The organism is Pseudomonas sp. NPDC089401 (assembly GCF_044749485.1).
In the GTDB taxonomy this organism is placed as follows: domain Bacteria; phylum Pseudomonadota; class Gammaproteobacteria; order Pseudomonadales; family Pseudomonadaceae; genus Aquipseudomonas.
The window spans coordinates 324,171-349,950 of the sequence record NZ_JBIVIA010000006.1 but is presented as its reverse complement, the minus strand read 5'-3'; the positions used below and the strand labels follow the sequence as shown (position 1 = coordinate 349,950).

At 64.1% G+C, this 25,780-nt stretch carries 23 protein-coding genes; 22 read left to right on the top strand and 1 reads right to left on the bottom strand.

Annotated features, from left to right (window positions below; genetic code table 11):
• The 14 genes from bamA to ispD all read left to right on the top strand — a co-directional run.
• Positions 1-1,245: outer membrane protein assembly factor BamA (bamA, locus tag ACIP21_RS16625; RefSeq protein WP_400689478.1), on the top strand; the 1,245-nt coding region annotated here is incomplete at its 5' end.
• Between the two features lie 44 nt (positions 1,246-1,289).
• Positions 1,290-1,793: an OmpH family outer membrane protein gene (locus tag ACIP21_RS16620; protein WP_313644677.1), complete on the top strand. Its 504-nt coding sequence runs from the start codon at positions 1,290-1,292 to the stop codon at positions 1,791-1,793.
• A gap of 1 nt (position 1,794) precedes the next feature.
• Positions 1,795-2,850 carry a UDP-3-O-(3-hydroxymyristoyl)glucosamine N-acyltransferase gene (lpxD, locus tag ACIP21_RS16615; RefSeq protein ID WP_400689475.1) on the top strand — a complete coding sequence of 352 codons (1,056 nt, stop codon included), beginning with the start codon at positions 1,795-1,797 and terminating at the stop codon, positions 2,848-2,850.
• Positions 2,851-2,963: 113 nt separating this feature from the next.
• Positions 2,964-3,404: a 3-hydroxyacyl-ACP dehydratase FabZ gene (gene fabZ / locus ACIP21_RS16610; RefSeq protein WP_003252314.1), complete on the top strand. Its 441-nt coding sequence runs from the start codon at positions 2,964-2,966 to the stop codon at positions 3,402-3,404.
• Positions 3,401-4,177 carry an acyl-ACP--UDP-N-acetylglucosamine O-acyltransferase gene (gene lpxA / locus ACIP21_RS16605; RefSeq protein WP_400689472.1) on the top strand — a complete coding sequence of 259 codons (777 nt, stop codon included), beginning with the start codon at positions 3,401-3,403 and terminating at the stop codon, positions 4,175-4,177. The genes fabZ and lpxA overlap by 4 nt, the downstream gene beginning before the upstream one ends.
• 1 nt (position 4,178) lies before the next feature.
• On the top strand, positions 4,179-5,306 hold the full coding sequence (gene lpxB, locus ACIP21_RS16600; protein WP_400689470.1) for a lipid-A-disaccharide synthase: 1,128 nt from the start codon (positions 4,179-4,181) through the stop codon (positions 5,304-5,306).
• Position 5,307: 1 nt separating this feature from the next.
• Entirely contained in the window at positions 5,308-5,931 is a 624-nt protein-coding gene (rnhB, locus tag ACIP21_RS16595; protein WP_400689467.1) for a ribonuclease HII, read from the top strand.
• A gap of 206 nt (positions 5,932-6,137) precedes the next feature.
• Positions 6,138-9,662, top strand: a complete 3,525-nt coding sequence (dnaE, locus tag ACIP21_RS16590) for a DNA polymerase III subunit alpha (protein ID WP_400689464.1) — start codon at positions 6,138-6,140, stop codon at positions 9,660-9,662.
• A gap of 105 nt (positions 9,663-9,767) precedes the next feature.
• Positions 9,768-10,715 (top strand): acetyl-CoA carboxylase carboxyl transferase subunit alpha, encoded by a 948-nt coding sequence (gene accA, locus ACIP21_RS16585; protein WP_400689462.1) that lies wholly within the window; start codon positions 9,768-9,770, stop codon positions 10,713-10,715.
• Positions 10,716-10,880: 165 nt separating this feature from the next.
• Positions 10,881-12,164 carry a tRNA lysidine(34) synthetase TilS gene (tilS, locus tag ACIP21_RS16580; protein WP_400689459.1) on the top strand — a complete coding sequence of 428 codons (1,284 nt, stop codon included), beginning with the start codon at positions 10,881-10,883 and terminating at the stop codon, positions 12,162-12,164.
• Positions 12,165-12,433: 269 nt separating this feature from the next.
• Positions 12,434-14,062 (top strand): CTP synthase, encoded by a 1,629-nt coding sequence (locus ACIP21_RS16575; protein ID WP_079229451.1) that lies wholly within the window; start codon positions 12,434-12,436, stop codon positions 14,060-14,062.
• Positions 14,063-14,262: 200 nt separating this feature from the next.
• Positions 14,263-15,552 carry a phosphopyruvate hydratase gene (eno, locus tag ACIP21_RS16570; RefSeq protein WP_400689457.1) on the top strand — a complete coding sequence of 430 codons (1,290 nt, stop codon included), beginning with the start codon at positions 14,263-14,265 and terminating at the stop codon, positions 15,550-15,552.
• A gap of 166 nt (positions 15,553-15,718) precedes the next feature.
• Complete coding sequence (ftsB, locus tag ACIP21_RS16565; RefSeq protein WP_008099637.1) at positions 15,719-16,000, top strand: cell division protein FtsB; 282 nt, start codon at positions 15,719-15,721, stop codon at positions 15,998-16,000.
• The gene (gene ispD / locus ACIP21_RS16560; RefSeq protein WP_400689455.1) at positions 15,997-16,704 is read left to right on the top strand and encodes a 2-C-methyl-D-erythritol 4-phosphate cytidylyltransferase; all 708 of its coding nucleotides are present in this window, start codon (positions 15,997-15,999) and stop codon (positions 16,702-16,704) included. The genes ftsB and ispD overlap by 4 nt, the downstream gene beginning before the upstream one ends.
• Before the next feature lie 120 nt (positions 16,705-16,824).
• Here ispD and ACIP21_RS16555 read toward each other — a convergent pair whose 3' ends face one another.
• Positions 16,825-17,721: a LysR substrate-binding domain-containing protein gene (locus tag ACIP21_RS16555; RefSeq protein ID WP_400689452.1), complete on the bottom strand. Its 897-nt coding sequence runs from the start codon at positions 17,719-17,721 to the stop codon at positions 16,825-16,827.
• Positions 17,722-17,829: 108 nt separating this feature from the next.
• Here ACIP21_RS16555 and ACIP21_RS16550 point away from each other — a divergent pair, with 108 nt between their 5' ends.
• From ACIP21_RS16550 to rpoS, 8 genes are all read left to right on the top strand, one after another.
• Positions 17,830-18,942: an S-(hydroxymethyl)glutathione dehydrogenase/class III alcohol dehydrogenase gene (locus tag ACIP21_RS16550; RefSeq protein ID WP_016712915.1), complete on the top strand. Its 1,113-nt coding sequence runs from the start codon at positions 17,830-17,832 to the stop codon at positions 18,940-18,942.
• 8 nt (positions 18,943-18,950) lie between these two features.
• The gene (gene fghA, locus ACIP21_RS16545; RefSeq protein ID WP_400689449.1) at positions 18,951-19,805 is read left to right on the top strand and encodes an S-formylglutathione hydrolase; all 855 of its coding nucleotides are present in this window, start codon (positions 18,951-18,953) and stop codon (positions 19,803-19,805) included.
• Between the two features lie 76 nt (positions 19,806-19,881).
• Positions 19,882-20,355 carry a 2-C-methyl-D-erythritol 2,4-cyclodiphosphate synthase gene (gene ispF, locus ACIP21_RS16540; RefSeq protein ID WP_400689446.1) on the top strand — a complete coding sequence of 158 codons (474 nt, stop codon included), beginning with the start codon at positions 19,882-19,884 and terminating at the stop codon, positions 20,353-20,355.
• Entirely contained in the window at positions 20,352-21,410 is a 1,059-nt protein-coding gene (truD, locus tag ACIP21_RS16535; protein WP_400689444.1) for a tRNA pseudouridine(13) synthase TruD, read from the top strand. The genes ispF and truD overlap by 4 nt, the downstream gene beginning before the upstream one ends.
• Positions 21,398-22,147, top strand: coding sequence for a 5'/3'-nucleotidase SurE (surE, locus tag ACIP21_RS16530; RefSeq protein WP_400689441.1), 750 nt, complete (start codon positions 21,398-21,400; stop codon positions 22,145-22,147). The genes truD and surE overlap by 13 nt, the downstream gene beginning before the upstream one ends.
• 41 nt (positions 22,148-22,188) lie before the next feature.
• Positions 22,189-22,827, top strand: a complete 639-nt coding sequence (locus ACIP21_RS16525) for a protein-L-isoaspartate(D-aspartate) O-methyltransferase (RefSeq protein WP_400689505.1) — start codon at positions 22,189-22,191, stop codon at positions 22,825-22,827.
• Between the two features lie 147 nt (positions 22,828-22,974).
• The gene (locus ACIP21_RS16520) at positions 22,975-23,832 is read left to right on the top strand and encodes a peptidoglycan DD-metalloendopeptidase family protein (protein WP_400689438.1); all 858 of its coding nucleotides are present in this window, start codon (positions 22,975-22,977) and stop codon (positions 23,830-23,832) included.
• 108 nt (positions 23,833-23,940) lie between these two features.
• A complete protein-coding gene (gene rpoS, locus ACIP21_RS16515) occupies positions 23,941-24,948 on the top strand; it encodes an RNA polymerase sigma factor RpoS (RefSeq protein ID WP_400689435.1) in 1,008 nt (335 codons plus the stop codon).
• The last annotated feature ends 832 nt before the right edge of the window (positions 24,949-25,780 follow it).

The window sequence follows — 25,780 nt, the reverse complement described above, 5'->3', positions numbered from 1 at the left end:
GGCGGCTGGGCCTCGACCTACCTGATCGACCAGTCCAAGACCCGCCTGGAGCGCCTGGGCTTCTTCAAGGAAGTCAACGTCGAGACCCCGGCCGTGCCGGGCACCGACGACCAGGTCGACGTCAACTACAGCGTCGAGGAGCAGGCCTCCGGCTCGATCACCGCCAGCGTCGGCTTCGCCCAGAGCGCCGGCCTGATCCTCGGTGGTTCGATCAGCCAGAGCAACTTCCTCGGTAGTGGTAACAAGGTGTCGATCGGTCTGACCCGGTCGGAATACCAGACCCGCTACAACTTCGGCTTCGTTGATCCCTACTTCACCGCCGACGGCGTGAGCCTGGGCTACAACGCCTTCTACCGCAGCACCAACTACGACGACCTCGACGTCGACGTGGCCAGCTACGCGGTGGACAGCCTCGGTGCCGGCGTCAGCCTCGGCTACCCGATCAGCGAGACGTCGCGCCTGACCTACGGCCTGACCGTGCAGCAGGACAAGATCAAGACCGGCCGCTACACCGTCGACGAGATCTTCGACTTCCTCGAGAATGAAGGCGATAACTTCCTCAACTTCAAGGCTTCGATCGGCTGGTCCGAATCGACCCTGAACAAAGGTGTGCTGGCGACCCGTGGTCATTCCCAGAGCCTGACCCTGGAAACCACCGTGCCGGGCAGCGACCTGTCCTTCTACAAGCTCGACTACCGTGGCCAGTTGTTCAAGCCGCTGAGCCAGGACTACACCCTGCGCCTGCATACCGAACTGGGCTATGGTGATGGCTTTGGTAGTACTTCGGGCCTGCCGTTCTACGAGAACTACTACGCGGGTGGTTTCAACTCGGTACGTGGCTTCAAGGACAGCAGCCTGGGGCCGCGCAGTACGCCGAGCCGTGGTGCAGCAGTGACCGGCAACCAAGGTACTGTCGCCGACCCGGACCAGGATCCGCTGCCGTTCGGTGGCAACGTGCTGGTGCAAGGTGGCGTCGAACTGCTGTTCCCGCTGCCGTTCGTCAAGGACCAGCGCTCCCTGCGGACCTCGGTGTTCTGGGACGTGGGTAACGTGTTCGACACCAATTGCGGCAGCAAGCCGGATTGCGAGAAGGTCGGCTTCTCGGGCATGGCCAGTTCGGTCGGCCTGGGTGTCACCTGGATCACGGCCCTGGGCCCGTTGAGCTTCAGCCTGGCGATGCCGGTGAAGAAGCCGGACGATGCCGATACTCAGGTGTTCCAATTCTCTCTGGGCCAGACCTTCTAAGGTCGGCCCCTGCTCAACGACAACGGTTTATCCAGGAGTGCATCGTGCGTAAATTGGCTCAACTGGCCGTAGTGGCCGCGGCGCTGGTCGCCACCCCGGCGTTCGCCGAAATGAAGGTCGCCGTGCTGAACTATCAGATGGCCCTGCTCGAATCCGATGCGGCCAAGAAGTACGCCGTGGATGCCGAGAAGAAGTTCGGCCCGCAGCTGACCAAGCTCAAGTCCCTGGAAAGCAGCGCCAAAGGCATCCAGGACCGCCTGATCAAGGGTGGCGACAAGATGCAGCAGCCGGAGCGTGAACGCCTCGAGCTCGAATTCAAGCAGAAGGCCCGCGACTTCCAGTTCCAGTCCAAGGAGCTGAACGAAGCCAAGGCCGTGGCCGACCGCGACATGCTCAAGCAGCTGAAGCCGAAGCTCGATGGCGCCGTCGAGGAAGTGATCAAGAAGGGCGGTTACGACCTGGTTCTCGAGCGTGGCGCGGTCATCGATGTCAAGCCTCAGTACGACATCACCCGCCAGGTCATCGAGCGCATGAACCAAGCCCGTTGATATGACCGTGACCATGACGCTCGGCCAGCTGGCCGAGGCCCTCGGGGCCACTCTACAAGGTCCCGAGGCGCTGCAGATTACCGGTCTGGCCACCTTGCAGGAGGCCGGCCCCGGTCAATTGAGCTTCCTCGCCAACCCGCAGTATCGCAAGTACCTGGATAGCTGCCAGGCTGCTGCGGTGCTGCTCAAGGCTGCGGATGCCGAAGGCTTTGCCGGCAATGCCCTGATCGTGGCCGACCCGTACCTGGCCTACGCACGCATCTCCCACCTGTTCGACCCCAAACCCAAGGCTGTGGCGGGCATACATCCCAGCGCCGTGGTGGCGGAAGACGCCCAGGTCGATGCCAGCGCCAGCATCGGGCCGTTCGCGGTCATCGAAAGCGGTGCGCGCATTGGCGCCAACGCCAGCGTCGGCGCGCATTGCTTCATCGGTGCGCGTTGCGTGATCGGCGAGGGTGGCTGGCTGGCGCCGCGGGTGACGTTGTATCACGACGTTACCATCGGCAAGCGCGTGGTCATCCAGTCCGGTGCGGTGATCGGCGGCGAGGGCTTCGGCTTCGCCAACGAGAAAGGCGTCTGGCGCAAGATCGCGCAGATCGGCGGCGTCACCATTGGTGATGACGTGGAAATCGGTGTCAACACTGCCGTTGACCGTGGCGCCCTGTCCGATACCCGGATCGGCGACGGGGTCAAGCTCGACAACCAGATCCAGATCGCCCATAACGTGCAGATCGGTGACCACACGGCCATGGCTGCCTGTGTCGGCATCTCCGGCAGCACGCGCATCGGCAAGCATTGCATGCTGGCAGGTGGCGTTGGCCTGGTGGGCCACATCGATATCTGCGATAACGTATTCATCTCCGGCATGACCATGGTGACCCGTTCGATCACCGAACCAGGGTCGTATTCATCCGGTACCGCCATGCAGCCCCTGGCTGACTGGCGCAAGAGCGCTGCGCGTATCCGCCAGCTGGATGACATGGCCAAGCGTCTCCAGCAGCTGGAAAAACGTGTCGATACCGTGACCTCAGGTGGCCTGCCGACATCAGAAGGCTGATACCATTTCCTGAGCGAGAGTGAACAGTCGCTAGCTGGCTCCTCTTTGGATTGCAAAAGGAGCGTGTGGTCAGCACCTGCGCTCCCTATTCTTATTACAGGCTTCCCCCCGAAATGATGGACATCAACGAGATTCGCGAATACCTGCCTCACCGCTACCCGTTCCTGCTGGTAGACCGTGTGACGGATCTGGACTTCGAGGCCCAGAGCATTCGTGCCTATAAGAATGTCAGCATCAACGAGCCGTTCTTCAACGGCCATTTCCCGGCGCATCCGATCATGCCGGGCGTCCTGATCATCGAAGCCATGGCCCAGGCGGCTGGCATCCTCGGTTTCAAGATGCTCGACGCCAAGCCGGCCGATGGCACCCTGTACTACTTCGTCGGCTCCGACAAGCTGCGCTTCCGCCAGCCGGTGCTGCCTGGCGATCAGCTGGTGCTGGAAGCCAAGTTCCTCAGCCGCAAGAGCATGATCTGGAAGTTCGAGTGCCGTGCGCTGGTTGACGGCAAGCCGGTCTGCTCGGCCGAAATCACCTGCGCGGAACGCTCCCTGTGAGTTCGATTGACCCACGGGCGATCATCGATCCTTCGGCCAGGCTGGCCGACGGCGTCGAAGTCGGCCCGTGGTCGATCATCGGCCCCGACGTCGAGATCGGCGAGGGGACCATCATCGGCCCCCATGTTGTGCTCAAGGGCCCGACCCGGATTGGCAGGCACAATCGCATCTACCAGTTTTCCTCGATCGGCGAGGATACCCCTGACCTCAAGTACAAGGGTGAGCCGACGCGGCTGGTGATCGGTGATCACAACGTGATCCGCGAGGGTGTGACCATCCACCGCGGCACCATCCAGGATCGCTCGGAAACCACCTTGGGCGACCACAACCTGATCATGGCCTATGCCCACATCGGCCACGACAGCGTGATTGGCAACCATTGCATCCTGGTCAACAACACCGCGCTGGCCGGGCACGTGCATGTCGGCGACTGGGCGATCCTGTCCGGTTTCACCCTGGTGCACCAGTACTGCCACATCGGCGCGCATGCGTTTTCCGGCATGGGCACCGCCATCGGCAAGGACGTGCCGGCGTTCGTCACCGTGTTCGGCAGCCCGGCCGAAGCCCGCAGCATGAACTTCGAGGGCATGCGCCGCCGTGGCTTCAGCGATGAAGTGATCCGCGAGCTGCGTCGTTCCTACAAGATCGTCTACCGTCAGGGCCTGACCGTGGAAGAAGCGATCAAGGAGCTCGACGAGCTGGCCAGCCAGCATCCAGAGGTCGAGCTGTTCCGCCAGTCGATCGCGAACTCCGCCCGCGGCATCACCCGCTGACATGGCCCAGCTTTGCGTAGCCCTGGTCGCGGGTGAGGCCAGCGGCGACATTCTCGGTTCCGGCCTGATGCGCGCCCTCAAGGCGCGCCATCCCGATGTGCGTTTCATCGGTGTCGGCGGCCCGCTGATGGAAGCCGAGGGTCTGCAGTCGTACTTCCCCATGGAGCGCCTGGCGGTCATGGGCCTGGTCGAGGTGCTGGGGCGTCTGCGCGAATTGCTCAAGCGGCGCAAGGAACTGATCCAGACCCTGATCGCGGAAAAGCCCGATGTGTTCATCGGCATCGACGCGCCTGATTTCACCCTCAACATCGAACTGAAGCTGCGTCAGGCCGGGATCAAGACCGTGCACTACGTCAGCCCGTCGGTCTGGGCCTGGCGCCAGAAGCGCGTGCTGAAGATCCGTGAAGGCTGCGACCTGATGCTTACCCTGCTGCCGTTCGAGGCGCGTTTCTACGAAGAGCAGGGAGTACCGGTGCGCTTTGTCGGCCACCCGCTGGCCGACACTATTCCCCTGGACGCCGATCGCCAGGCCGCACGCCGCGAGCTGGGCCTGGGCGACGGGCCGGTGGTGGCGTTGATGCCGGGCAGCCGCGGTGGCGAGGTCGGGCGCCTGGGGGCGCTGTTCCTCGATACTGCCCAGCGCCTGTGCGCTCAACTGCCAGGTGTGCGCTTCGTGCTGCCATGTGCCAATGCGGCGCGGCGTGCCCAGCTCGAGCAGATGCTCGCCGGGCGCGACCTGCCGCTGACCTTGCTCGACGGCCAATCGCACCAGGCCCTGGCGGCCTGTGACGCAGTGCTGATCGCCTCCGGCACCGCCACCCTGGAGGCGCTGTTGTACAAGCGCCCCATGGTGGTGGCCTACCGCCTGGCTCCGCTGACCTACTGGATTCTCAAGCGCCTGGTGAAAAGCCCCTACGTGTCGTTGCCCAATTTGCTGGCCCAGCGCGAACTGGTGCCCGAGCTGCTGCAGGACGCCGCTACCAGCGAAGCCCTGGCGCAGGCCCTGTTGCCGCTGGTCGCCGACGGCGCCCGGCAGACCGAGCGTTTCGACGAGATTCACCGTACCTTGCGCCGCGATGCCTCCAACCAGGCGGCCGACGCGGTGCTGGCCTTGCTCAAGGACCACTGAAATGCAGATTGGACTGGACTTCAACCTGGTCGAGGACCTGGTCGCCGGTGTCGACGAGGTCGGTCGCGGCCCGCTGTGCGGCGCCGTGGTCACGGCGGCGGTGATCCTCGACCCGGCGCGGCCGATCCTTGGCCTGAACGACTCGAAGAAACTCACCGAAGCCAAGCGCGAAGCGCTGTTCGACGAGATCTGCGAAAAGGCCCTGAGCTTCTGCATCGCCCGTGCCGAGGTCGAGGAAATCGACCGCCTGAACATCCTGCAGGCCACCATGCTGGCCATGCAGCGCGCGGTGGAAGGTTTGCACGTGACCCCGAAGCTGGCCCTGATCGACGGTAACCGCTGCCCGAAACTGGCGGTGCCGGCGGCACCGGTGGTCAAGGGCGACAGCCAGGTGCCGGCCATCGCCGCCGCATCGATCCTGGCCAAGGTCACCCGCGACCGGGAGATGAGCGCGTTCGAGCTGATCTACCCAGGCTACGGGATCGGCGGGCACAAGGGGTACCCGACGCCGGTGCACCTCGAGGCCCTGGCGCGGCTCGGGCCTACGCCCATCCATCGGCGCTCGTTCGCGCCGGTGCGCGCGGCTTGGGAAGCCCGTCTGGGCGTTACCGATTCGCTGATCTGAGGTATGGGGCCGCCTTGCGGCCCAATCGCTTGTGTAGGAGCGGCTTCAGCCGCGAACACCGGCAGAGCCGGTGCCATCCACCGCGTCGCCTGGTTCGCGGCTAAAGCCGCTCCTACAGAGATCCGGTTGCAAAACCGCCCGTAAAACCCCCACGCAATTACGCTACAATCCCGCCCTTGTCGTTCAGCACTGCTACAGGACTTTCCATGTCGGTTCCCTTCGTTCACCTGCGCGTCCACTCCGAATTCTCGCTGGTCGACGGCCTGGTGCGGATCAAGCCGCTGGCCAAGGCGCTGGCGGGCATGAACATGCCAGCGGTGGCGATCACCGACCAGAGCAACATGTGCTCCCTGGTGAAGTTCTACAAGACCGCCATGGGTGCCGGGATCAAGCCGATCTGCGGTGCCGACCTGTGGCTGGCCGCTGCCGACCCGGAGGCACCGCTGTCGCGCATCTGCTTCCTGGCCATGGACCCCAAGGGTTATCGCAACCTCACCGAGCTGATCTCGCGTGGCTGGACCGACGGCCAGCGCAACGGCCTGGTGATCCTCCAGCGTGAGTGGATCGCCCCCGCCAGCGAAGGCCTGATCGCCCTGTCCGCCGGCAAGGAAGGCGATATCGGCATGGCCCTGCTGAACGGTCGCGAGGATGAAGCCCAAGCGCTGCTGCGCGACTGGATGGGCATGTTCCCCGAGCGCTTCTACGTCGAAGTGCAACGCACCAACCGTGCCGGTGACGAGGAGTACGTGCACGCCGCCGTGGCCCTGGCCGACCAGCTCGGCGCGCCACTGGTCGCCACCAACGACGTGCGTTTCATCAAGCAGTCCGACTTCGACGCCCATGAAACCCGCGTGTGCATCGGCGAGGGCTGGACCCTCGACGACCCGCGCCGCCCGCGTGGCTACAGCGACCAGCAATACCTGAAGTCGGCCGAGGAAATGGCCGAGCTGTTCAGCGACCTGCCCGACGCCATCGCCAACACCGTCGAGATCGCCAAGCGCTGCAACATCCAGGTGCAACTGGGCAAGTACTTCCTGCCCGATTTCCCCACGCCCAACGGCATGGGCATCGACGACTACCTGCGCCACGTGTCCCACGAAGGCCTGGAAGAGCGCCTGGCGGTGCTCTGGCCAAAGGAGACCACGCCCAATTACGAAGAGAAGCGCCAGGTCTACCTGGACCGCCTGAAGTTCGAGCTGGACATCATCATCCAGATGGGCTTCCCCGGTTACTTCCTGATCGTCATGGACTTCATCAAGTGGGCCAAGAACAACGACGTGCCGGTCGGCCCGGGCCGGGGTTCGGGTGCCGGCTCGCTGGTGGCCTACGTGCTGAAGATCACCGACCTCGACCCGCTGGCCTACGACCTGCTGTTCGAGCGCTTCCTCAACCCTGAACGTATTTCCATGCCCGACTTCGACGTCGACTTCTGCATGGACGGCCGCGACCGGGTGATCGACTACGTGGCCGAAGCCTACGGGCGCAACGCGGTGAGCCAGATCATCACCTTCGGCACCATGGCCGCCAAGGCGGTGGTGCGCGACGTGGCGCGGGTGCAGGGCAAGTCCTACGGCCTGGCCGACCGCCTGTCGAAGATGATCCCGTTCGAAGTGGGCATGACCCTGGACAAGGCCTTCGAGCAGGAAGAGATCCTGCGCGACTTCCTCAAGGGCGACGAAGACGCCCGCGAGATCTGGGACATGGCGCTCAAGCTCGAAGGCGTCACCCGCGGTACCGGCAAGCACGCCGGTGGCGTGGTGATCGCCCCGACCAAGCTCACCGACTTCTCGCCGATCGCCTGTGACGAAGAGGGCGGCGGCCTGGTGACCCAGTTCGACAAGGATGACGTCGAGGCGGCGGGCCTGGTGAAGTTCGACTTCCTCGGCCTGCGTACCTTGACCATCATCAAGTGGGCGATGGAGATCATCAACCGCGAGCAGGCCAAGCAGAACCTGCCCGATCTCAACATCGACTTCATCCCGCTGGACGACCGCAAGACCTACGAGCTGTTGCAGAAGGCCGAGACCACGGCGGTGTTCCAGCTCGAATCCCGCGGCATGAAGGAGCTGATCAAGAAGCTCAAGCCCGACTGCCTGGAAGACCTCATCGCACTGGTGGCACTGTTCCGCCCAGGCCCGCTGCAGTCGGGCATGGTGGATGACTTCATCAACCGCAAGCACGGCCGCGCCGAGCTGGCCTACCCGCATTCGGACTACCAGTACGAAGGCCTCAAGCCGGTGCTGGCACCGACCTACGGCATCATCCTGTACCAGGAACAGGTGATGCAGATTGCCCAGGTGATGGCGGGCTACACCCTCGGCGGCGCCGACATGCTGCGTCGAGCCATGGGTAAGAAAAAGCCCGAGGAGATGGCCAAGCAGCGCGGTGGCTTCATCGAAGGTTGCGTTGCCAACAATATCGATGCGGATCTGGCCGGTAACATCTTCGACCTGGTAGAGAAGTTCGCGGGTTACGGCTTCAACAAATCCCACTCCGCTGCCTATGGCCTGGTGTCGTACCAGACCGCGTGGCTTAAGACACACCACCCGGCACCGTTCATGGCTGCGGTACTCTCGGCGGATATGCACAACACCGACAAGGTGGTGGTGCTGGTCGAGGAAGTGCGCAGCATGAAGCTGCGCCTCGATGCGCCGGACGTGAACTTCTCCGACTTCAAGTTCACCGTGAACAACGACGGCCGTATCGTCTACGGCCTTGGTGCGATCAAGGGTGTCGGCGAAGGCCCGGTGGAGGCCATCGTCGAGGCGCGTGCCCAGGGTGGCCCGTTCAAGGACCTGTTCGACTTCTGCGAGCGCATCGACCTCAAACGGGTCAACAAACGTACCCTCGACGCCCTGATCCGCAGTGGTGCGCTGGACCGCCTGGGCCCGCACTTCCATGACGAGATCAAGGCCTACCAGGCCAACATCGACATCAACCGCGCAACCTTGCTTTCGGCCCTTGCCGAGGCGATCAAGGCGGCCGAGCAGGCCGCCCACACCGCCGACAGTGGTCACGTCGACCTGTTCGGGGGCATGTTCGACGCTGCGGATGTCGACGTCTACGCCAACCACCGCAAGGTGCGCGAGCTGACCCTCAAGGAGCGTCTCAAAGGCGAGAAGGACACCCTGGGCCTGTACCTCACCGGCCACCCGATCGACGAGTACGAGACCGAGATCCGCCGTTTCGCCCGCCAGCGCATCATCGACCTCAAGCCGTCGCGCGAGACCCAGACCATCGCCGGGATGATCATCGCCATGCGGGTGATGAAGAACAAGAAGGGCGACAAGATGGGCTTCGTCACCCTGGACGACCGCTCAGGGCGCATCGAAGCCTCGTTGTTCGCCGATGCCTATATCGCGGCACAGTCCTTGCTGCAAGCCGATGCCATGGTGGTGGTCGAGGGCGAGGTCAGCAACGACGACTTCTCCGGTGGCCTGCGCCTGCGGGTCAAGCAGGTGATGACCATGGAGGATGCGCGCACCAAGCTGGCCGAAAGCCTGCGCCTGAGGGTCGCCCATGAAGCACTCAAGGGCGACCGGCTGAAGTGGCTGGGCGAGCTGATCACCCGTCACCGCGGCGCCTGCCCGATCACCCTGGAGTACACCGGCAGCGACGCCAAGGCCATGCTGCAGTTCGGCGAGCAGTGGGCGATCGACCCGGCAGATGGGCTGATTCAGGCGCTGCGTGACCAGTTCGGGCGTGAGAACGTCTTCCTGCAATATCGTTGAATCGACGAAATTTAATCTCGACCTATATGCGCCTGATCCCTTAAGGTAGGGCGCCAAACGGATCAACCGGCCGGCCGCCTGGCCGTAGACCCAAGACGGATGACTATGAACCCGAATTTTCTCGATTTCGAACAGCCGATTGCCGACCTGCAAGCCAAGATCGAAGGCCTGCGCCTGGTAGGCAACGACAACTCGCTGAACATCAGCGATGAAATTGCCCGTCTGCAAGACAAGAGCAACACCCTGACCGAAAGCATCTTCGGCAACCTGACCAGCTGGCAGATCGCCCGTCTGGCCCGTCATCCACGTCGTCCATACACCCTGGACTACCTGGAGCACATCTTCACCGAATTCGAAGAGTTGCACGGCGACCGTCACTTCTCCGACGACGCCGCCATCGTCGGTGGTACTGCGCGCCTGGACGGCAAGCCGGTCATGGTCATCGGCCACCAGAAGGGCCGTGAAGTGCGCGAGAAGGTCCGCCGCAATTTCGGCATGCCGCGCCCCGAGGGCTACCGCAAGGCCTGCCGCCTGATGGAAATGGCCGAGCGCTTCAAGATGCCGATCCTGACCTTCATCGACACCCCGGGCGCCTACCCGGGCATCGACGCCGAAGAGCGCAACCAGAGCGAGGCGATCGCCTGGAACCTGCGCGTGATGGCGCGCCTGAAGACCCCGATCATCGCCACCGTGATCGGTGAGGGTGGTTCGGGCGGCGCACTGGCCATTGGCGTGTGCGACCAGCTGAACATGCTGCAGTACTCCACCTACTCGGTGATCTCGCCGGAAGGCTGCGCCTCGATCCTGTGGAAGACTGCCGACAAGGCTGCCGATGCCGCGGAAGCGATGGGCATCACCGCCGAGCGCCTGAAGAGCCTGAACATCGTCGACAAGGTCATCCCGGAGCCGCTGGGCGGCGCTCACCGTGACCCGGCCAAGATGTCCGAAAGCATCCGCGCCGACCTGGTGCAGCAACTGGACATGCTCGGCAAGCTCGACAACGACGCGCTGCTGGCCCGTCGTTACGACCGCCTGATGAGCTACGGCCTCTGATAGGTCCCGGGGCCGTCCTGCGGCCCCGGTGTTTCATGGCACCGGCTTCGCCGGTGTTCGCGGGTAAACCCGCTCCCACAGGAACCGCGCCGAACCGAAAGGCAGCGCAATACCTGTGGGAGCGGGTTTGCCCGCGAATGCATTCTTGAAATGGGCGAGGGTCCGATGATCAACCTCACTCCCTGGCTCAACGCCCCCACCTGGTACATCGCCTTCTCCGGCGGCCTCGACTCCACCGTCCTCCTGCACCTGCTGGCCAACCACGCCCGCAACCACCCATCCCCGCCACTGCGCGCGCTGCATGTTCACCACGGCCTGCAATCCGCCGCCGACGCCTGGCCTGGTCATTGCCAAGCCATTTGCGATCAGCTCGGTATCGAACTCCAGGTCATCCATGTTCAGGTCGCTTCCGGTGCAAGCCTGGAACAAGCTGCCCGAGAGGCCCGCTACGCCGCCTTCGCGCAGGTCCTCGGCCCCGGCGACATCCTGTTCACCGCCCAGCACCGCGACGACCAGGCCGAAACCTTGCTCTTGCGTCTGCTGCGTGGTGCCGGCCTGCGCGGCCTGGCGGCGATGCCTTCGCGGCGGCCGCTGGGGCAGGGCAGCCTGGCCAGGCCATTGCTGGGCATCGCGCGCGAGCAGTTGCACGACTACGCCACTGGCAATGGGCTGGCGTGGATCGACGATCCTTCAAACGCCGATAGCGTCTTCGACCGCAACTACCTGCGCGCCGAGGTGTTCCCCCCTTTGCAGCGGCGCTGGCCGCAGGCAACCCAGAACTTCGCCCGCTGCGCCGAGCATCTGGGCGAGGCGCTTGGCTTGCTCGATGAACTGGCGTCGAGCGATCTGGCCTCGGCCGGGGAGGGCGCTGCGCCTGCCTGGGGTGGCCTGGACTCACTGGACCTGAGCGTGCTCGCCGGGCTGTCGCCGGCCCGCCAGCGCAATGCCCTGCGACACTGGCTCGGCAGCCGAACCCGCCTGCCGGATACTCGCCACTGGGCAGGCTGGGCGGACCTGCGCGAGGCTGCCGTGGATGCGCAGCCCGTCTGGCGGCTTGCCGACGGTCGGTTGGTGCGCAGCCATGGCCGCATCTGGTGGTTGAGTGGCGACTGGCTGCAGCAACCCACGGGCGAGCATGCCTGGGTCGACCCGGGTGTGGCGCTGGCGTTGCCGGCCAATGGCAGCGTGCGTCTTGATGTCGCCGGGCCGCTCGGGCCACTGCACGTCGCCTACCGCCAGGGCGGCGAAGTACTGGAGATCCCGGGCCGCGGCCGGCGCGACCTCAAGCGCCTGCTCAACGAGCTGCACGTCCCGCACTTCGTGCGCCCGCGCCTGCCGCTGCTGTATTGCGGCGAACGCCTGCTGGCGGTGGCCAACCTGCCCGAACTGGCGCAGGCGAATTGCCAGTTGCATTGGCAACCGCCGACGAACGCGCAAGGTTTGAGCTGAAGGGTACATTCCGGTAGACTACCCTCCCTTCTTGATACAACTTCTGTGGCTTCCCCGGAAACACAGCAGTTGCCGATTACCAAGCAGTTTTTTGCTGGGCTGATTCTGGAAATGACGAGCGAGCTCCATGCCGGGGATGCCCCCGGTCTGTACAGACGCGGCAGTTTTTCGAGATGCACTGTGATTGACGCGGGTGATCGGGGGCTTCGGCCTTCCTTCGCTTTCTCCGGCGGCGCTGGCCGCCTTAACGCAGACTTCTAGGGTTTTTCATGACGCGCTACATATTCGTCACGGGCGGTGTTGTTTCTTCATTGGGGAAAGGCATTGCCTCGGCTTCCCTGGCGGCCATCCTGGAAGCGCGGGGCCTGAAGGTCACCATGCTCAAGCTGGATCCGTACATCAACGTCGATCCGGGCACCATGAGCCCGTTCCAGCACGGTGAAGTGTTCGTCACCCACGATGGCGCCGAGACCGACCTCGACCTGGGTCACTACGAGCGGTTCATCCGCACCACCATGACCCAGAACAACAACTTCACCACCGGCCGCATCTACGAGCACGTGCTGCGCAAGGAGCGTCGTGGTGACTACCTGGGCGCGACCATCCAGGTCATCCCGCACATCACCGACGAGATCAAGCGTCGCATCATCAAGGGCGCCGGCGATGCCGACGTGGCCCTGGTGGAAATCGGCGGTACCGTGGGCGACATCGAGTCGCAGCCGTTCCTCGAGGCGATCCGTCAGTTGCGTGTCGAAGTGGGCTCCAAGCGCGCCATGCTGATGCACCTGACCCTGGTCCCGTACATCGCCACCGCTGGCGAAACCAAGACCAAGCCGACCCAGCACTCGGTCAAGGAACTGCGCTCGATCGGCCTGCAGCCGGACGTGCTGATCTGCCGCTCCGACCACCCGGTCGATGCCTCGTCGCGCCGCAAGATCGCACTGTTCACCAACGTCGAAGAGCGTGCGGTCATTTCGCTGGAAGACGTCGACACCATCTACAAGATCCCAGGTGTACTGCACGCCCAGGGCCTGGACGACTTCGTCGTCGAGCGCTTCGGCCTGCAGTGCAACAGCGCCGACCTGTCCGAGTGGGACAAGGTGGTGGACGCCAAGCTCAACCCTGAGCAGGAAGTCACCATCGCCATGGTCGGCAAGTACATGGAACTGCTGGACGCGTACAAGTCGCTGATCGAAGCGATGAGCCACGCCGGCATCACCAACCGCACCAAGGTCAACCTGCGCTACATCGATTCCGAAGACATCGAGAACCAGGGCACCAGCCTGCTCGAAGGCGCCGACGCGATCCTGGTGCCGGGCGGTTTCGGCCTGCGCGGCGTGGAAGGCAAGATCACCGCGGTGCAGTACGCCCGTGAGAACAAGGTGCCGTACCTGGGCATCTGCCTGGGCATGCAGGTGGCCGTGATCGAGTTCGCCCGTAACGTGATGGGCTGGAAAGACGCCAACTCCACCGAGTTCGACCGCAACAGCGGCCACCCGGTAGTCGGCCTGATCACCGAGTGGGCCGATGCCACCGGTGCCGTCGAGACCCGTACCGAAGCCTCCGACCTGGGCGGCACCATGCGCCTGGGCGCGCAGGACTGCCAGCTGGCTGCCGGTTCCAAGGTTCACGACTGCTATGGCAAGGACATCATCACCGAGCGTCACCGCCACCGTTATGAAGTGAACAACAACCTGCTGCCGCAACTGGTCGATGGCGGCCTGGTGGTTTCCGGTCGTTCCGAGGACGGCGCGCTGGTCGAAGTGGTCGAGGCCAAGGATCACCCATGGTTCGTTGCCTGCCAGTTCCACCCGGAGTTCACCTCCACCCCGCGTGACGGTCACCCGCTGTTCAGCGGCTTCGTCAAGGCGGCCCTGGCCCAGAAGAACAAGGCCTGATTTTTTCAGGTCTTTGATGAGTTTTCCGACGGTTAAAACCGCGCAAGGCTCATTTCTCGGGTAAAGTACGCCCCAATCTGCCCCTGACCGCTCGGTCAGGGGCTGCTTTTGCCAGGCCTGCCTGCTGCATCCCCGCCCGGTGAAAGGCAAGAATTCCCTAAAGCTGCGTTGTTTTCGTCAATTCTGGAGTGCTTACAACAATGGCAAAAATCGTCGACATCAAAGGTCGTGAAGTTCTCGATTCGCGTGGCAACCCCACCGTGGAAGCCGATGTACTGCTCGACAACGGCATCATCGGCAGCGCTTGCGCGCCGTCCGGTGCTTCCACCGGCTCGCGCGAAGCGCTGGAGCTGCGTGATGGCGACAAGAGCCGTTACCTGGGCAAGGGCGTGCTGAAGGCCGTCGCCAACATCAACGGCCCGATCCGCGAGCTGCTGCTGGGCAAGGATCCTTCGGACCAGAAGGCTCTGGACCGCGCCATGATCGAACTGGACGGCACCGAGAACAAGGCCAAGCTGGGCGCCAACGCCATCCTGGCCGTGTCCCTGGCTGCTGCCAAGGCCGCCGCCCAGGACCAGGACCTGCCGCTGTACGCGCACATCGCCAACCTCAACGGCACCCCGGGCCAGTACTCGATGCCGGTTCCGATGATGAACATCATCAACGGTGGCGAGCACGCCGACAACAACGTCGACATCCAGGAGTTCATGGTGCAGCCGGTTGGCGCCAAGACCTTCTCCGATGGCCTGCGCATGGGCACCGAGATCTTCCACCACCTCAAAGCCGTGCTCAAGGCCCGTGGCCTGAACACCGCCGTCGGTGACGAAGGTGGTTTCGCCCCTAACCTGGCTTCCAACGAAGACGCCCTGGGCGCCATCGCCGAAGCCGTGGAAAAAGCCGGCTACAAGCTGGGCACCGACGTGACCCTGGCCCTGGACTGCGCGGCTTCCGAGTTCTACGAAGACGGCAAGTACAACCTGTCCGGTGAAGGCAAGTCGTTCGACGCCGAAGGCTTCGCCGATTACCTGAAAGGCCTGACCGAGCGCTTCCCGATCATCTCGATCGAAGACGGCCTGGACGAGTCCGACTGGGCCGGCTGGAAAATCCTGACCGACAAGATCGGTGAGAAGGTACAGCTGGTCGGCGACGACCTGTTCGTGACCAACACCAAGATCCTCAAGGAAGGCATCGAGAAGGGCATCGGTAACTCGATCCTGATCAAGTTCAACCAGATCGGCTCGCTGACCGAAACCCTGGAAGCCATCCAGATGGCCAAGGCTGCCGGCTACACCGCAGTGATCTCGCACCGCTCCGGTGAAACCGAAGACTCGACCATTGCCGACCTGGCCGTGGGTACCGCTGCCGGCCAGATCAAGACCGGCTCGCTGTGCCGCTCCGACCGCGTCTCGAAGTACAACCAACTGCTGCGCATCGAAGAGCAACTGGGTGCCAAAGCGGTTTACCGTGGTCGTGCCGAGTTTCGCGGCTAAGCAAGAGATGGTAAAAAGACAGCAGCCGAGGCTGTCGGGCCTTTAGTACTGAACTTTCGTACTGAATCCTCCGACGCTTCATGCGGGTTTCTGTCGACGAAGCCTGGCCTCGGCCAGGCTTCGTGCTATATGACGCCCGAGTGCGGTCTTTAACCTGGATACCTTGATGCGCAGTCCCTATTGGTTGTTCCTTGTCCTGCTCCTGCTGCTCGGTGGCCTGCAGTACCGCCTTTGGGTGGGTAACGGCAGCCTGGCGCAAGTGACCGAGCTCAAGCAGCAGATCGACGAACAGCATGCCGAGAACGAACGGCTGCTGGAGCGTAACCGCGTGCTCGATGCCGAGGTGCTGGAGCTGAAGAAAGGTATGGAGACCGTCGAAGAACGGGCTCGTCATGAACTGGGAATGGTCAAAGAGGGCGAAACCCTCTTCCAGCTGCCGCAAAAATGATTGAAACGCTACCGGCCTTCTGGGCCGTGATTCCTGCTGCGGGCGTGGGTGCCCGCATGGCTGCCGACCGCCCCAAGCAATACCTGGAGCTGGCCGGGCAGACGATTCTCGAGCATAGCCTCGACTGTTTTCTTGGCCACCCTGCGCTCAAGGGCGTGGTGGTCAGCGTTGCCGAAGATGACCCTTACTGGCCGGCCCTGCATTGCGCCAGCGACCCACGCATCCAGCGTGCGCCGGGTGGTGAAGAGCGTGCCGACTCGGTGCTCAATGCCTTGCTGATGCTGCATGCCCGGGGCGCGGCGGACAGCGACTGGGTGCTGGTGCACGATGCCGCGCGGCCGAACCTGGCACGCAGTGACCTGGACAAATTGTTGTCGGAACTGGCCGATGATCCGGTCGGTGGGCTGCTGGCAGTGCCTGCGCGTGACACGCTCAAGCGGGCCGATGCCCAGGGTCGCGTCGCGGCGACGGTGGATCGCAGCACCATCTGGCAGGCGTACACGCCGCAGATGTTCCGCCTGGGGGCGTTGCACCGGGCGCTCGCCGAGTGTCTGGTGTCGGATGTGGTGGTGACCGATGAAGCCTCGGCCATCGAATGGTCGGGGCAGGCGCCGCGGCTAGTCGAAGGGCGCAGTGACAATATCAAAGTCACCCGGCCCGAAGACCTGGAGTGGTTGCGCCAACGCTGGGCGGGGCGGCGTTGATATCCTGTGCCTGCCTCTTCGCGGGTAAACCCGCTCCCACAGGATTTGCACCGGTCGTGAGGTCTGTGCTGTCCCTGTGGGAGCGGGTTTACCCGCGAAGAGGCCGTTAGCGCCGGCACATCAACCCTGCCTGTACTCCGGCAACCCCGCCAACCCTTCCTTCAGATAATCCACCAGCCGGCGAACCTTGGGCGACAGATGCCGCTGCTGCGGATACAACGCCCACACCGCCGTGTTCGGCGGCTGGTGCCCCTCCAGCAACGACACCAGCGCGCCGCTGTGCAAGTGCTCGAGCACGTAGTAGTCCGGCAACTGGCACAGGCCGATCCCCTGCAACGCCGCATCCAGCACCGCCTGGCCACTGTTGCAGCGCCAGTTGCCCTGCACCCGCTGGCTGATCTCGCGGCCATCCTGCTGCAATGCCCACAGGTCCGAACTGCCGATCAGGCAGTTGTGCCGGGCCAGTTCCGACAAGCTGTGCGGTCGCCCGTAGCGTTCAAGGTAAGCGGGTGAGGCGCACAGGTACATGCGCCGCGGTGCCAGGCGGGTGGCCACCAGCCGCGAGTCGGCAAGCCTGCCCAGGCGGATCGCCAGGTCCATGCCTTCATGCAGCAGGTCGAGTGTGCTGTTGCTCAGCTCCACCTCCACCCGCAGCTGCGGGTACAGCGCCATGAAGCGCGTCACCAGCGGCACGATGAAGCGCTCGCCGTAGGCCACCGCGCAGGTCATGCGCAGCAGCCCCTTGGGCTCGCTGGCCAGGTCGCCCATGGCCCGCAGCGCCTCCTCGCGGCCGTCCTGCAGGCGCTGGCAATGCTGCAGGAAGGTCTGCCCGGCCTCGCTCAGGGCCACCCGCCGGGTGCTGCGGTACAGCAGGCGGGTCTGCAGGCGCTCTTCCAGGCGGGCGATCTGCCGGCTGATATGCGACGACGACACACCCAGGCGCTCGGCTGCCGCGGTGAACTGGCCCATTTCTGCCACGGCGACGAATTCGTCGATGCCTTCCCAGCGGCTGCTCATGGATTATCCCTGTGTGGCAATAATGTTTTGACTTTGCCCGGATTATTCACCAAAAGCGCCTGCTTTACACTGGGGCACTGAATCGATCTTCTTTCTGGAGTCCCTTTGATGATCAAGTCCCGTGCCGCCGTCGCCTTCGAGGCCAAGAAACCCCTGGAAATCGTCGAAGTCGACGTGGCCATGCCCAAGGCCGGCGAAGTGCTGCTGCGCGTGGTCGCCAGCGGTGTCTGCCACACCGACGCCTACACCCTGTCGGGTGCCGACCCGGAAGGCATCTTCCCGTCGATCCTCGGCCATGAAGGCGGGGCGATCGTCGAGGCGGTGGGCGAGGGCGTCACCTCGGTGGCCGTCGGTGACCACGTGATCCCGCTGTACACCCCGGAGTGCGGCAAGTGCAAATTCTGCCTCTCGGGCAAGACCAACCTGTGCCAGGCCATCCGTGCCACCCAGGGCAAGGGCCTGATGCCGGACGGCACCACGCGCTTCTCTTACAAGGGCCAGCAGCTGTTCCACTACATGGGCACCTCGACCTTCTCCGAGTACACCGTGCTGCCGGAAATCTCCGTGGCCAAGATCCAGAAGGAAGCGCCGCTGGAAAAGGTCTGCCTGCTCGGTTGCGGCGTCACCACCGGTATCGGTGCGGTGCTCAACACCGCCAAGGTCAAGCCGGGTGACACCGTGGCCATCTTCGGCCTCGGCGGCATCGGCCTGTCGGCGGTGATCGGTGCGGTCAAGGCCAAGGCCTCGCGCATCATCGCCATCGACATCAACCCGGCCAAGTTCGAGATTGCCCGCCAGCTGGGCGCCACCGACTGCATCAACCCGAAAGACTACGACCGCCCGATCCAGGAAGTGATCGTCGACCTCACCGACGGCGGCGTGGACTTCTCCTTCGAGTGCATCGGCAACGTGCAACTGATGCGCGCGGCCCTGGAATGCTGCCACAAGGGCTGGGGCGAGTCGGTGATCATCGGCGTTGCCGGTGCCGGCCAGGAAATCGCTACCCGTCCGTTCCAGCTGGTGACCGGCCGCGTCTGGCGCGGGTCGGCGTTCGGCGGCGTGCGTGGCCGCAGCGAGCTGCCGAGCTACGTGGAAATGTCCGAGAAGGGCGAGATTCCGCTGGATACCTTCATCACCCACACCATGGGCCTCGAAGACATCAACAAGGCCTTCGACCTGATGCACGAAGGCAAGAGCATCCGCAGCGTGATCCACTTCTGAGGTCAGCCATGAGCCTGGATAACATCTCCTGCCAGAAGAGCTTCGGCGGCTGGCACAAGCGTTACCGGCATCACTCCAGGGTGCTGGGCTGCGACATGGTGTTCGCCGTCTACCTGCCGCCGCAGGCCGAGCAGGGCGAGAAGCTGCCGGTGCTGTACTGGCTCAGCGGCCTCACCTGCACCGACGAGAACTTCATGCAGAAGGCCGGCGCCCAGCGCCTGGCCGCCGAACTCGGGCTGATCATCGTCGCCCCCGACACCAGCCCGCGTGGCGAGCAGGTGCCGGGCGATCCTGAGGGTGCCTACGACTTCGGCCTCGGCGCCGGTTTCTACCTGAACGCCACCCAGCAACCCTGGGCCCAGCACTACCGCATGCACGACTATGTGGTGCAGGAGCTGCCGGCACTGATCGAGGCGCACTTCCCGGCGTCCGAGCAGCGCAGCATCAGCGGCCACTCCATGGGCGGCCACGGCGCGCTGGTGTGCGCCTTGCGCAACCCGGGGCGCTACCGCTCGGTGTCGGCGTTCTCGCCGATCAGCAACCCGATGGACTGCCCGTGGGGCGAGAAGGCCTTCAGCCGCTACCTGGGTGAAGACCGTGCGCGTTGGCGCGAGTGGGATGCCAGTGTGCTGCTGGCCGAGACCCCGGCCGGCGAGTGTCCGCCCTTGCTGGTGGACCAGGGCGACCGCGACGACTTCCTCGAGAAGCAGCTCAAGCCCGAGGCGCTGGAGCAGGCCGCACGCAAGGGCGGCCATGCCCTGACCCTGCGCCTGCAGCCTGGCTACGACCACAGCTACTACTTCATCGCCAGCTTCATCGACGAGCACCTGCGCCATCATGCGATGGCACTGGGGCGGGTGTAACGGCCTGGTCCAAAAGCCGCCAAAGCGCCTGCAAAGCAGGTAGAATCACGCCCTGACTCAATCAGGGCGTTTTTCTATGCGTATTGGCCACGGCTACGATGTGCACCGTTTCTGCGACGGTGATTTCATTACCCTGGGTGGGGTGCGTATCCCCCACAAATACGGCCTCCTGGCCCATTCCGATGGTGACGTGCTGCTGCACGCCCTGAGCGATGCCCTGCTCGGCGCCGCCGCGCTGGGTGACATCGGCAAGCACTTCCCCGACACCGACCCGCAGTTCAAGGGGGCCGACAGCCGCGTGCTGCTGCGGCACGTGGTCGCGGTGGTCCGCGCCAAGGGCTGGAAGGTCGGCAACGTCGACGCCACCATCGTCGCCCAGGCGCCGAAAATGGCCCCGCACATCGAAACCATGCGCCAGCTGATCGCCGAAGACCTGCAGGTCGAGCTCGACCAGGTCAACGTCAAGGCCACCACCACCGAAAAACTGGGCTTCTGCGGCCGCGAGGAGGGCATCGCCGTGCATTCGGTCGCCCTGTTGCTGCCAGCATGACCGAACTGGAACTGCTGGGCCCGCGCGCATCGGGCGAATCCCTCGGCACTGCCGTGCTCAAGGCCGTGGCCGAAGACTTCCAGGTCGATGAGGTCCTCGACATCCCGCTGTCCGGCCAGGGCGAGCACCTGTGGCTGTGGGTGGAGAAGCGCGACCTCAACACCGAGGAAGCCGCCCGCCGCCTGGCCCGTGCTGCCGGGGTGCCGGTGCGCAGCATCAGCTACGCCGGCCTCAAGGACCGCCAGGCCCTTACGCGCCAGTGGTTCAGCCTGCACCTGCCGGGCAAGGCCGACCCTGACCTGTCGCGTGCCGAAGACCAGACCCTGCGGGTGCTCAAGCAGGTGCGCCACCAGCGCAAGCTGCAGCGTGGCGCCCATTCGGCCAACGGTTTCACCTTGCGCCTGACCGCCCTGGCCGCCGACCGCCAGGCCCTGGATGCGCGCCTTGCAGCGCTCAAGCAGCACGGCGTGCCCAACTACTTTGGCGGCCAGCGCTTCGGTTTCGCCGGCGGCAACGTCCACGATGCCCAGGACTGGGCGGCGCGCAAGGCCCTGCCGGAGCAGCGCAACACGCGTTCGCGGCTGCTCTCGGCGGCACGCAGTTATGTGTTCAACCAGCTGCTGGCGGCCCGCGTGGCCGATGGCAGCTGGCAACGTGCGCAGGTCGGCGACCTGTTGGCGTTCACTGACAGTCGTAGCTTTTTTCCTGCAGGTGAGCAGGAATGTTCGGATCCACGCCTGGCGATTCTGGACCTGCATCCGACCGGCCCGATGTGGGGCGAAGGCCCGTCGCCCGCCGCCGGCGCCACCGGTGCGCTGGAAACGGCCATCGCCGAGCGCCATCCAGCGCTGTGCCAATGGCTGGCCCTGGCGGGCATGGATCACGAACGGCGCATCCTCCGGCTCCCTATTGGCGGCCTGACGTGGCATTATCCCGAGCCTGATATCCTGCAACTGGAATTCGTCCTTCCGGCCGGATGCTTCGCCACCGTGGTGGTGCGCGAACTCGTCGATCTGGTGCCGGCAGGGCAGACGGACAGCCCATGCGTATTCTGATTTCGAATGACGACGGTGTTACGGCACCTGGCCTCGCCGCGCTCCACGGTGCGCTGGCGGATTATGCCGAGTGCGTGGTGATCGCCCCGGACCAAGACAAGAGCGGCGCCGGCAGTTCGCTGACGCTGGACCGGCCGCTGCATCCGCAGGCCCTGCCCAACGGCTTCATCGGCCTCAACGGCACGCCGACCGACTGCGTGCACCTGGGGCTCAACGGCCTGTTGCCGGAGCCTGTGGACCTGGTGGTGTCGGGTATCAACCTGGGTGCCAACCTGGGTGATGACGTGATCTATTCCGGCACGGTGGGCGCCGCGCTCGAGGGCCGCTTCCTGGGCGGCACCTCGCTGGCGTTCTCGTTGGTGTCGCGCCTGCCCGACAACCTGCCGGCGGCGGCCCATGTCGCCCGCCGCCTGGTGGAAGCGCTGCCGCGCCTGCAGCTGCCGCCGCGCACGGTGCTCAACGTCAACATCCCCAACCTGCCGCTGGAGCGCATCCGTGGCATCCAGCTGACCCGCCTGGGGCACCGGGCGCGGGCGGCGGCGCCGAGCAAGGTGGTCAACCCGCGGGGCAAGGAAGGCTACTGGATCGCCGCCGCCGGTGACGTCGAGGACGGCGGGCCGGGCACCGATTTCCACGCGGTGATGCAGGGCTACGTGTCGATCACGCCGTTGCAGCTCGACCGCACCTTCAACGACGCCTTCGAGCAGCTCGACGGCTGGCTGGAGGGCCTGCTCTGATGCGCGACCAGGACGATCTGCAGCGCCGGGGCGGTATCGGCATGACCTCGCAGCGCACCCGCGAGCGGCTGATCCAGCGCCTGAGCGAGGAAGGCGTTGCCAACCCCAAGGTACTCGACGTGATTCGTCGCACGCCGCGCCACCTGTTCGTCGACGAGGCGCTGGCGCACCGTGCCTATGAAGACACGGCGCTGCCGATCGGGCACAACCAGACCATCTCCCAGCCGTTCATGGTGGCGCACATGAGCGAGCTGCTGCTGGAGGCCGGGCCGCTGGACAAGGTGCTGGAGATCGGCACCGGCTCCGGCTACCAGACGGCGATCCTGGCCCAGTTGGTGGAGCGGGTGTTCTCGGTGGAGCGGATCAAGGTCCTGCAGGACCGCGCCAAGGAGCGGTTGGTCGAGCTAAACCTGCGCAACGTGGTATTCCGCTGGGGTGACGGTTGCGATGGCTGGCAGGCGCTGGCACCGTACAACGGCATCATCGTCACCGCGGTGGCTGCGGAAGTGCCGCAGGCGCTGCTCGACCAGCTGGCGCCTGGCGGTCGCATGGTGATCCCGGTGGGCCCGGCGGGTGAGGTGCAGCAACTGATGCTGATCGTGCGCGAGGAGCATGGCTTCTCTCGGCGCGTGCTCGGCGCGGTGCGTTTCGTGCCATTGCTCAACGGCCCGTTGGCCTGAGCCACCAGGAATATTTGCGCCGGCAACGAATTCTTCGGCGGCGGCCCTGTCTATCTGGCGGGGCCTGAACCCTGCCAATGCCGTATGGCTTGGTTATAATTGCAACAATATTGCATATCGTCTTATGGTTTTTCGAGGGGAGCGCGGGTGGGGCACACAGTCATTCGGCAGCGCAAGGATCGGTCGGTGTTCAAGTTTCTGGTGATCGCACTGGCCATGGGCACCCTGCTGACTGGCTGCTCGAGCACCGGCTCGAGCGGCGCGCGCGTGGTCGACCGCAACAATGCCGCGCCCAAGCGGCCGACCGTGACCTCCGGCCAGTACGTCGTCAAGCCGGGTGACACGCTGTTCTCCATCGCCTTCCGCTACGGCTGGGACTACAAGGAGCTGGCCGCGCGCAACGGTATCCCTGCCCCGTACACCATCCGCCCGGGCCAGGCCATCCGCTTCAACAGCGGCTCGACCGGCAGTACCACGGTGGTCTCCAGCCCGTCTTCCTCGAGCAAGACCACGGTCATTCGTCGCCCGGTTGGCGCGCCTATCACGCCTCCGGCAAACGGCGGAAAACCGACGCCAACAACCCCCGCCGCGCCTGCCACGGCGGTTACCACGGTGCCCGCCGCAGAGCGGGCCGTGGGTGGTTGGACGTGGCCGGCCAACGGCGTGCTGATTGGTAAATTCGCTTCAAACGGTAGTTTGAATAAAGGCATTGATATCGCCGGTGATTTGGGACAGCCTGTTTTTGCTGCGTCTGATGGTGCGGTGGTCTACGCCGGGAGTGGCTTGCGGGGCTACGGCGAGCTGATCATCATCAAGCACAGCGATACCTACGTCAGTGCCTACGGTCACAACCGCAGGCTGTTGGTTCGGGAGGGGCAGCAGGTCAAGGCAGGGCAGTCGATTGCTGAAATGGGGTCCACGGGCACTGATCGGGTGAAGCTGCATTTCGAGATTCGCCGCCAGGGCAAACCCGTCGATCCGCTCCAGTTCCTGCCACGCCGTTGATCGTTGTACCCGGCCTGTTCCTGTGATGTAGAGGGGACAGGCTCCAGCGATGCCAGGGAACCAGGTGCCGCTCGAGTCTGAGTTCGAACTCAGCAAAGGACTATAACAATGGCTCTCAATAAAGAAGCGCCGGAGTTTGACATCGACGATGACGTCCTCCTGATGGAGACGGGCATCGTTTTGGAAACGGATGTGGTGTCAGACGAACCTGCTGTATCTTCGGTTCGGACGAGGGCCAAGTCGGGCTCATCGCTCAAGCAACACAAGTACATCGATTACAGCCGGGCGCTCGATGCCACCCAGCTGTATCTCAACGAGATCGGATTCTCGCCTCTGCTTTCGCCGGAAGAGGAAGTCCATTTTGCGCGCCTGTCGCAAAAGGGCGACCCTGCCGGCCGCAAGCGCATGATCGAAAGCAACCTGCGCCTGGTTGTGAAGATTGCCCGTCGCTATGTGAACCGCGGCTTGTCGCTGCTCGACCTGATCGAGGAAGGCAACCTGGGGTTGATCCGCGCGGTCGAGAAATTCGACCCGGAGCGCGGCTTCCGCTTCTCGACCTATGCGACCTGGTGGATCCGCCAGACCATCGAGCGGGCGATCATGAACCAGACCCGCACCATCCGCCTGCCTATCCACGTGGTCAAGGAGCTCAACGTCTACCTGCGCGCTGCGCGGGAGCTGACCCAGAAGCTCGATCACGAACCCTCGCCGGAAGAAATCGCCACCCTGCTGGAAAAGCCGGTCGCCGAGGTCAAGCGCATGCTCGGCCTGAACGAGCGGGTGTCTTCGGTGGACGTGTCGCTGGGCCCGGACTCGGACAAGACCCTGCTCGACACCCTGACCGACGACCGCCCGACCGACCCGTGCGAACTGCTGCAGGACGATGACCTGTCGCAGAGCATCGACCAGTGGCTGGGCGAGCTCACAGACAAGCAGCGCGAGGTGGTGGTACGTCGCTTTGGCCTGCGTGGGCATGAGAGCAGCACCCTGGAGGATGTTGGCCTGGAGATCGGCCTGACCCGCGAGCGGGTACGGCAGATCCAGGTAGAAGGGCTCAAGCGCCTGCGCGAGATCCTCGAGAAGAACGGGTTGTCCAGCGAGTCGCTGTTCCAGTAAGCCTGGCTGTACCGTTTGCCCAGCGCCCCGATGACCTCGGGGCGCTTTTGTTTGTGCCATCCGTGCAATTCTGTGCCGGCCTCTTCGCGGGTAAACCCGCTCCCACAGGTACAGCACCGCTCTTGAGCCTTCCATCAAGCCTGTGGGAGCGGGTAAACCGGCTCCCACAGGTACAGCACCGCTCTGGAGCCTTCCATCAAGCCTGTGGGAGCGGGTAAACCGGCTCCCACAGGTACAGCACCGCTCTTGAGACTTCCATCAAACCTGTGGGAGCGGGTAAACCGGCTCCCACAGGTACAGCACCGCTCTTGAGCCTTCCATCAAGCCTGTGGGAGCGGGTAAACCGGCTCCCACAGGTACAGCACCGCTCTGGAGCCCTCCATCAAGCCTGTGGGAGCGGGTTTACCCGCGAAGAGGCCAGGGCAGGAGAGTGAAAAACTGGAGGCAGACAAGGTGTATGACGCTACCCCAGATGCATAGCGTGTAAGCCTTTGCTTACTCGTTCTGTAAGCTATCCGTGTAACCAGCAGTAAATCAATGTCGTTTTCACCTACTGCAAAATCATAACTAGCTGAAATCAAAGAATTTTCTAGATGTGTGGAAGTGTGTCCCCGGTAATATCTTGAGAGATCTCGCAGTTGCCCGCCTCAGGGAAATCGCTAGTATTCGAACTGTGCACACGGACATGCACAGGCTTTCAGGAAGAAGGCCAGGGACGTCGCAAGAAGCGATTTCATTAAGGACGATGTTTGGGACAAGCAGGGACTACGGAAAAAAATGTGGGCGGGTCAAACCGCCCCTTTTTTTTGCCTGGCAGAAACGAAAAAAGGCC

What these genes read in the sequence shown, in the direction of transcription:
- lpxD (WP_400689475.1), top strand. Translation starts at nt 1,795, where the DNA reads ATGACCGTGACCATGACGCTCGGCCAGCTGGCCGAGGCCCTCGGGGCC.
- fabZ (WP_003252314.1), top strand. Translation starts at nt 2,964, where the DNA reads ATGATGGACATCAACGAGATTCGCGAATACCTGCCTCACCGCTACCCG.
- lpxB (WP_400689470.1), top strand. Translation starts at nt 4,179, where the DNA reads ATGGCCCAGCTTTGCGTAGCCCTGGTCGCGGGTGAGGCCAGCGGCGAC.
- rnhB (WP_400689467.1), top strand. Translation starts at nt 5,308, where the DNA reads ATGCAGATTGGACTGGACTTCAACCTGGTCGAGGACCTGGTCGCCGGT.
- dnaE (WP_400689464.1), top strand. Translation starts at nt 6,138, where the DNA reads ATGTCGGTTCCCTTCGTTCACCTGCGCGTCCACTCCGAATTCTCGCTG.
- accA (WP_400689462.1), top strand. Translation starts at nt 9,768, where the DNA reads ATGAACCCGAATTTTCTCGATTTCGAACAGCCGATTGCCGACCTGCAA.
- tilS (WP_400689459.1), top strand. Translation starts at nt 10,881, where the DNA reads ATGATCAACCTCACTCCCTGGCTCAACGCCCCCACCTGGTACATCGCC.
- ACIP21_RS16575 (WP_079229451.1), top strand. Translation starts at nt 12,434, where the DNA reads ATGACGCGCTACATATTCGTCACGGGCGGTGTTGTTTCTTCATTGGGG.
- eno (WP_400689457.1), top strand. Translation starts at nt 14,263, where the DNA reads ATGGCAAAAATCGTCGACATCAAAGGTCGTGAAGTTCTCGATTCGCGT.
- ftsB (WP_008099637.1), top strand. Translation starts at nt 15,719, where the DNA reads ATGCGCAGTCCCTATTGGTTGTTCCTTGTCCTGCTCCTGCTGCTCGGT.
- ispD (WP_400689455.1), top strand. Translation starts at nt 15,997, where the DNA reads ATGATTGAAACGCTACCGGCCTTCTGGGCCGTGATTCCTGCTGCGGGC.
- ACIP21_RS16555 (WP_400689452.1), bottom strand. Translation starts at nt 17,721, where the DNA reads ATGAGCAGCCGCTGGGAAGGCATCGACGAATTCGTCGCCGTGGCAGAA.
- ACIP21_RS16550 (WP_016712915.1), top strand. Translation starts at nt 17,830, where the DNA reads ATGATCAAGTCCCGTGCCGCCGTCGCCTTCGAGGCCAAGAAACCCCTG.
- fghA (WP_400689449.1), top strand. Translation starts at nt 18,951, where the DNA reads ATGAGCCTGGATAACATCTCCTGCCAGAAGAGCTTCGGCGGCTGGCAC.
- ispF (WP_400689446.1), top strand. Translation starts at nt 19,882, where the DNA reads ATGCGTATTGGCCACGGCTACGATGTGCACCGTTTCTGCGACGGTGAT.
- truD (WP_400689444.1), top strand. Translation starts at nt 20,352, where the DNA reads ATGACCGAACTGGAACTGCTGGGCCCGCGCGCATCGGGCGAATCCCTC.
- surE (WP_400689441.1), top strand. Translation starts at nt 21,398, where the DNA reads ATGCGTATTCTGATTTCGAATGACGACGGTGTTACGGCACCTGGCCTC.
- ACIP21_RS16525 (WP_400689505.1), top strand. Translation starts at nt 22,189, where the DNA reads ATGACCTCGCAGCGCACCCGCGAGCGGCTGATCCAGCGCCTGAGCGAG.
- rpoS (WP_400689435.1), top strand. Translation starts at nt 23,941, where the DNA reads ATGGCTCTCAATAAAGAAGCGCCGGAGTTTGACATCGACGATGACGTC.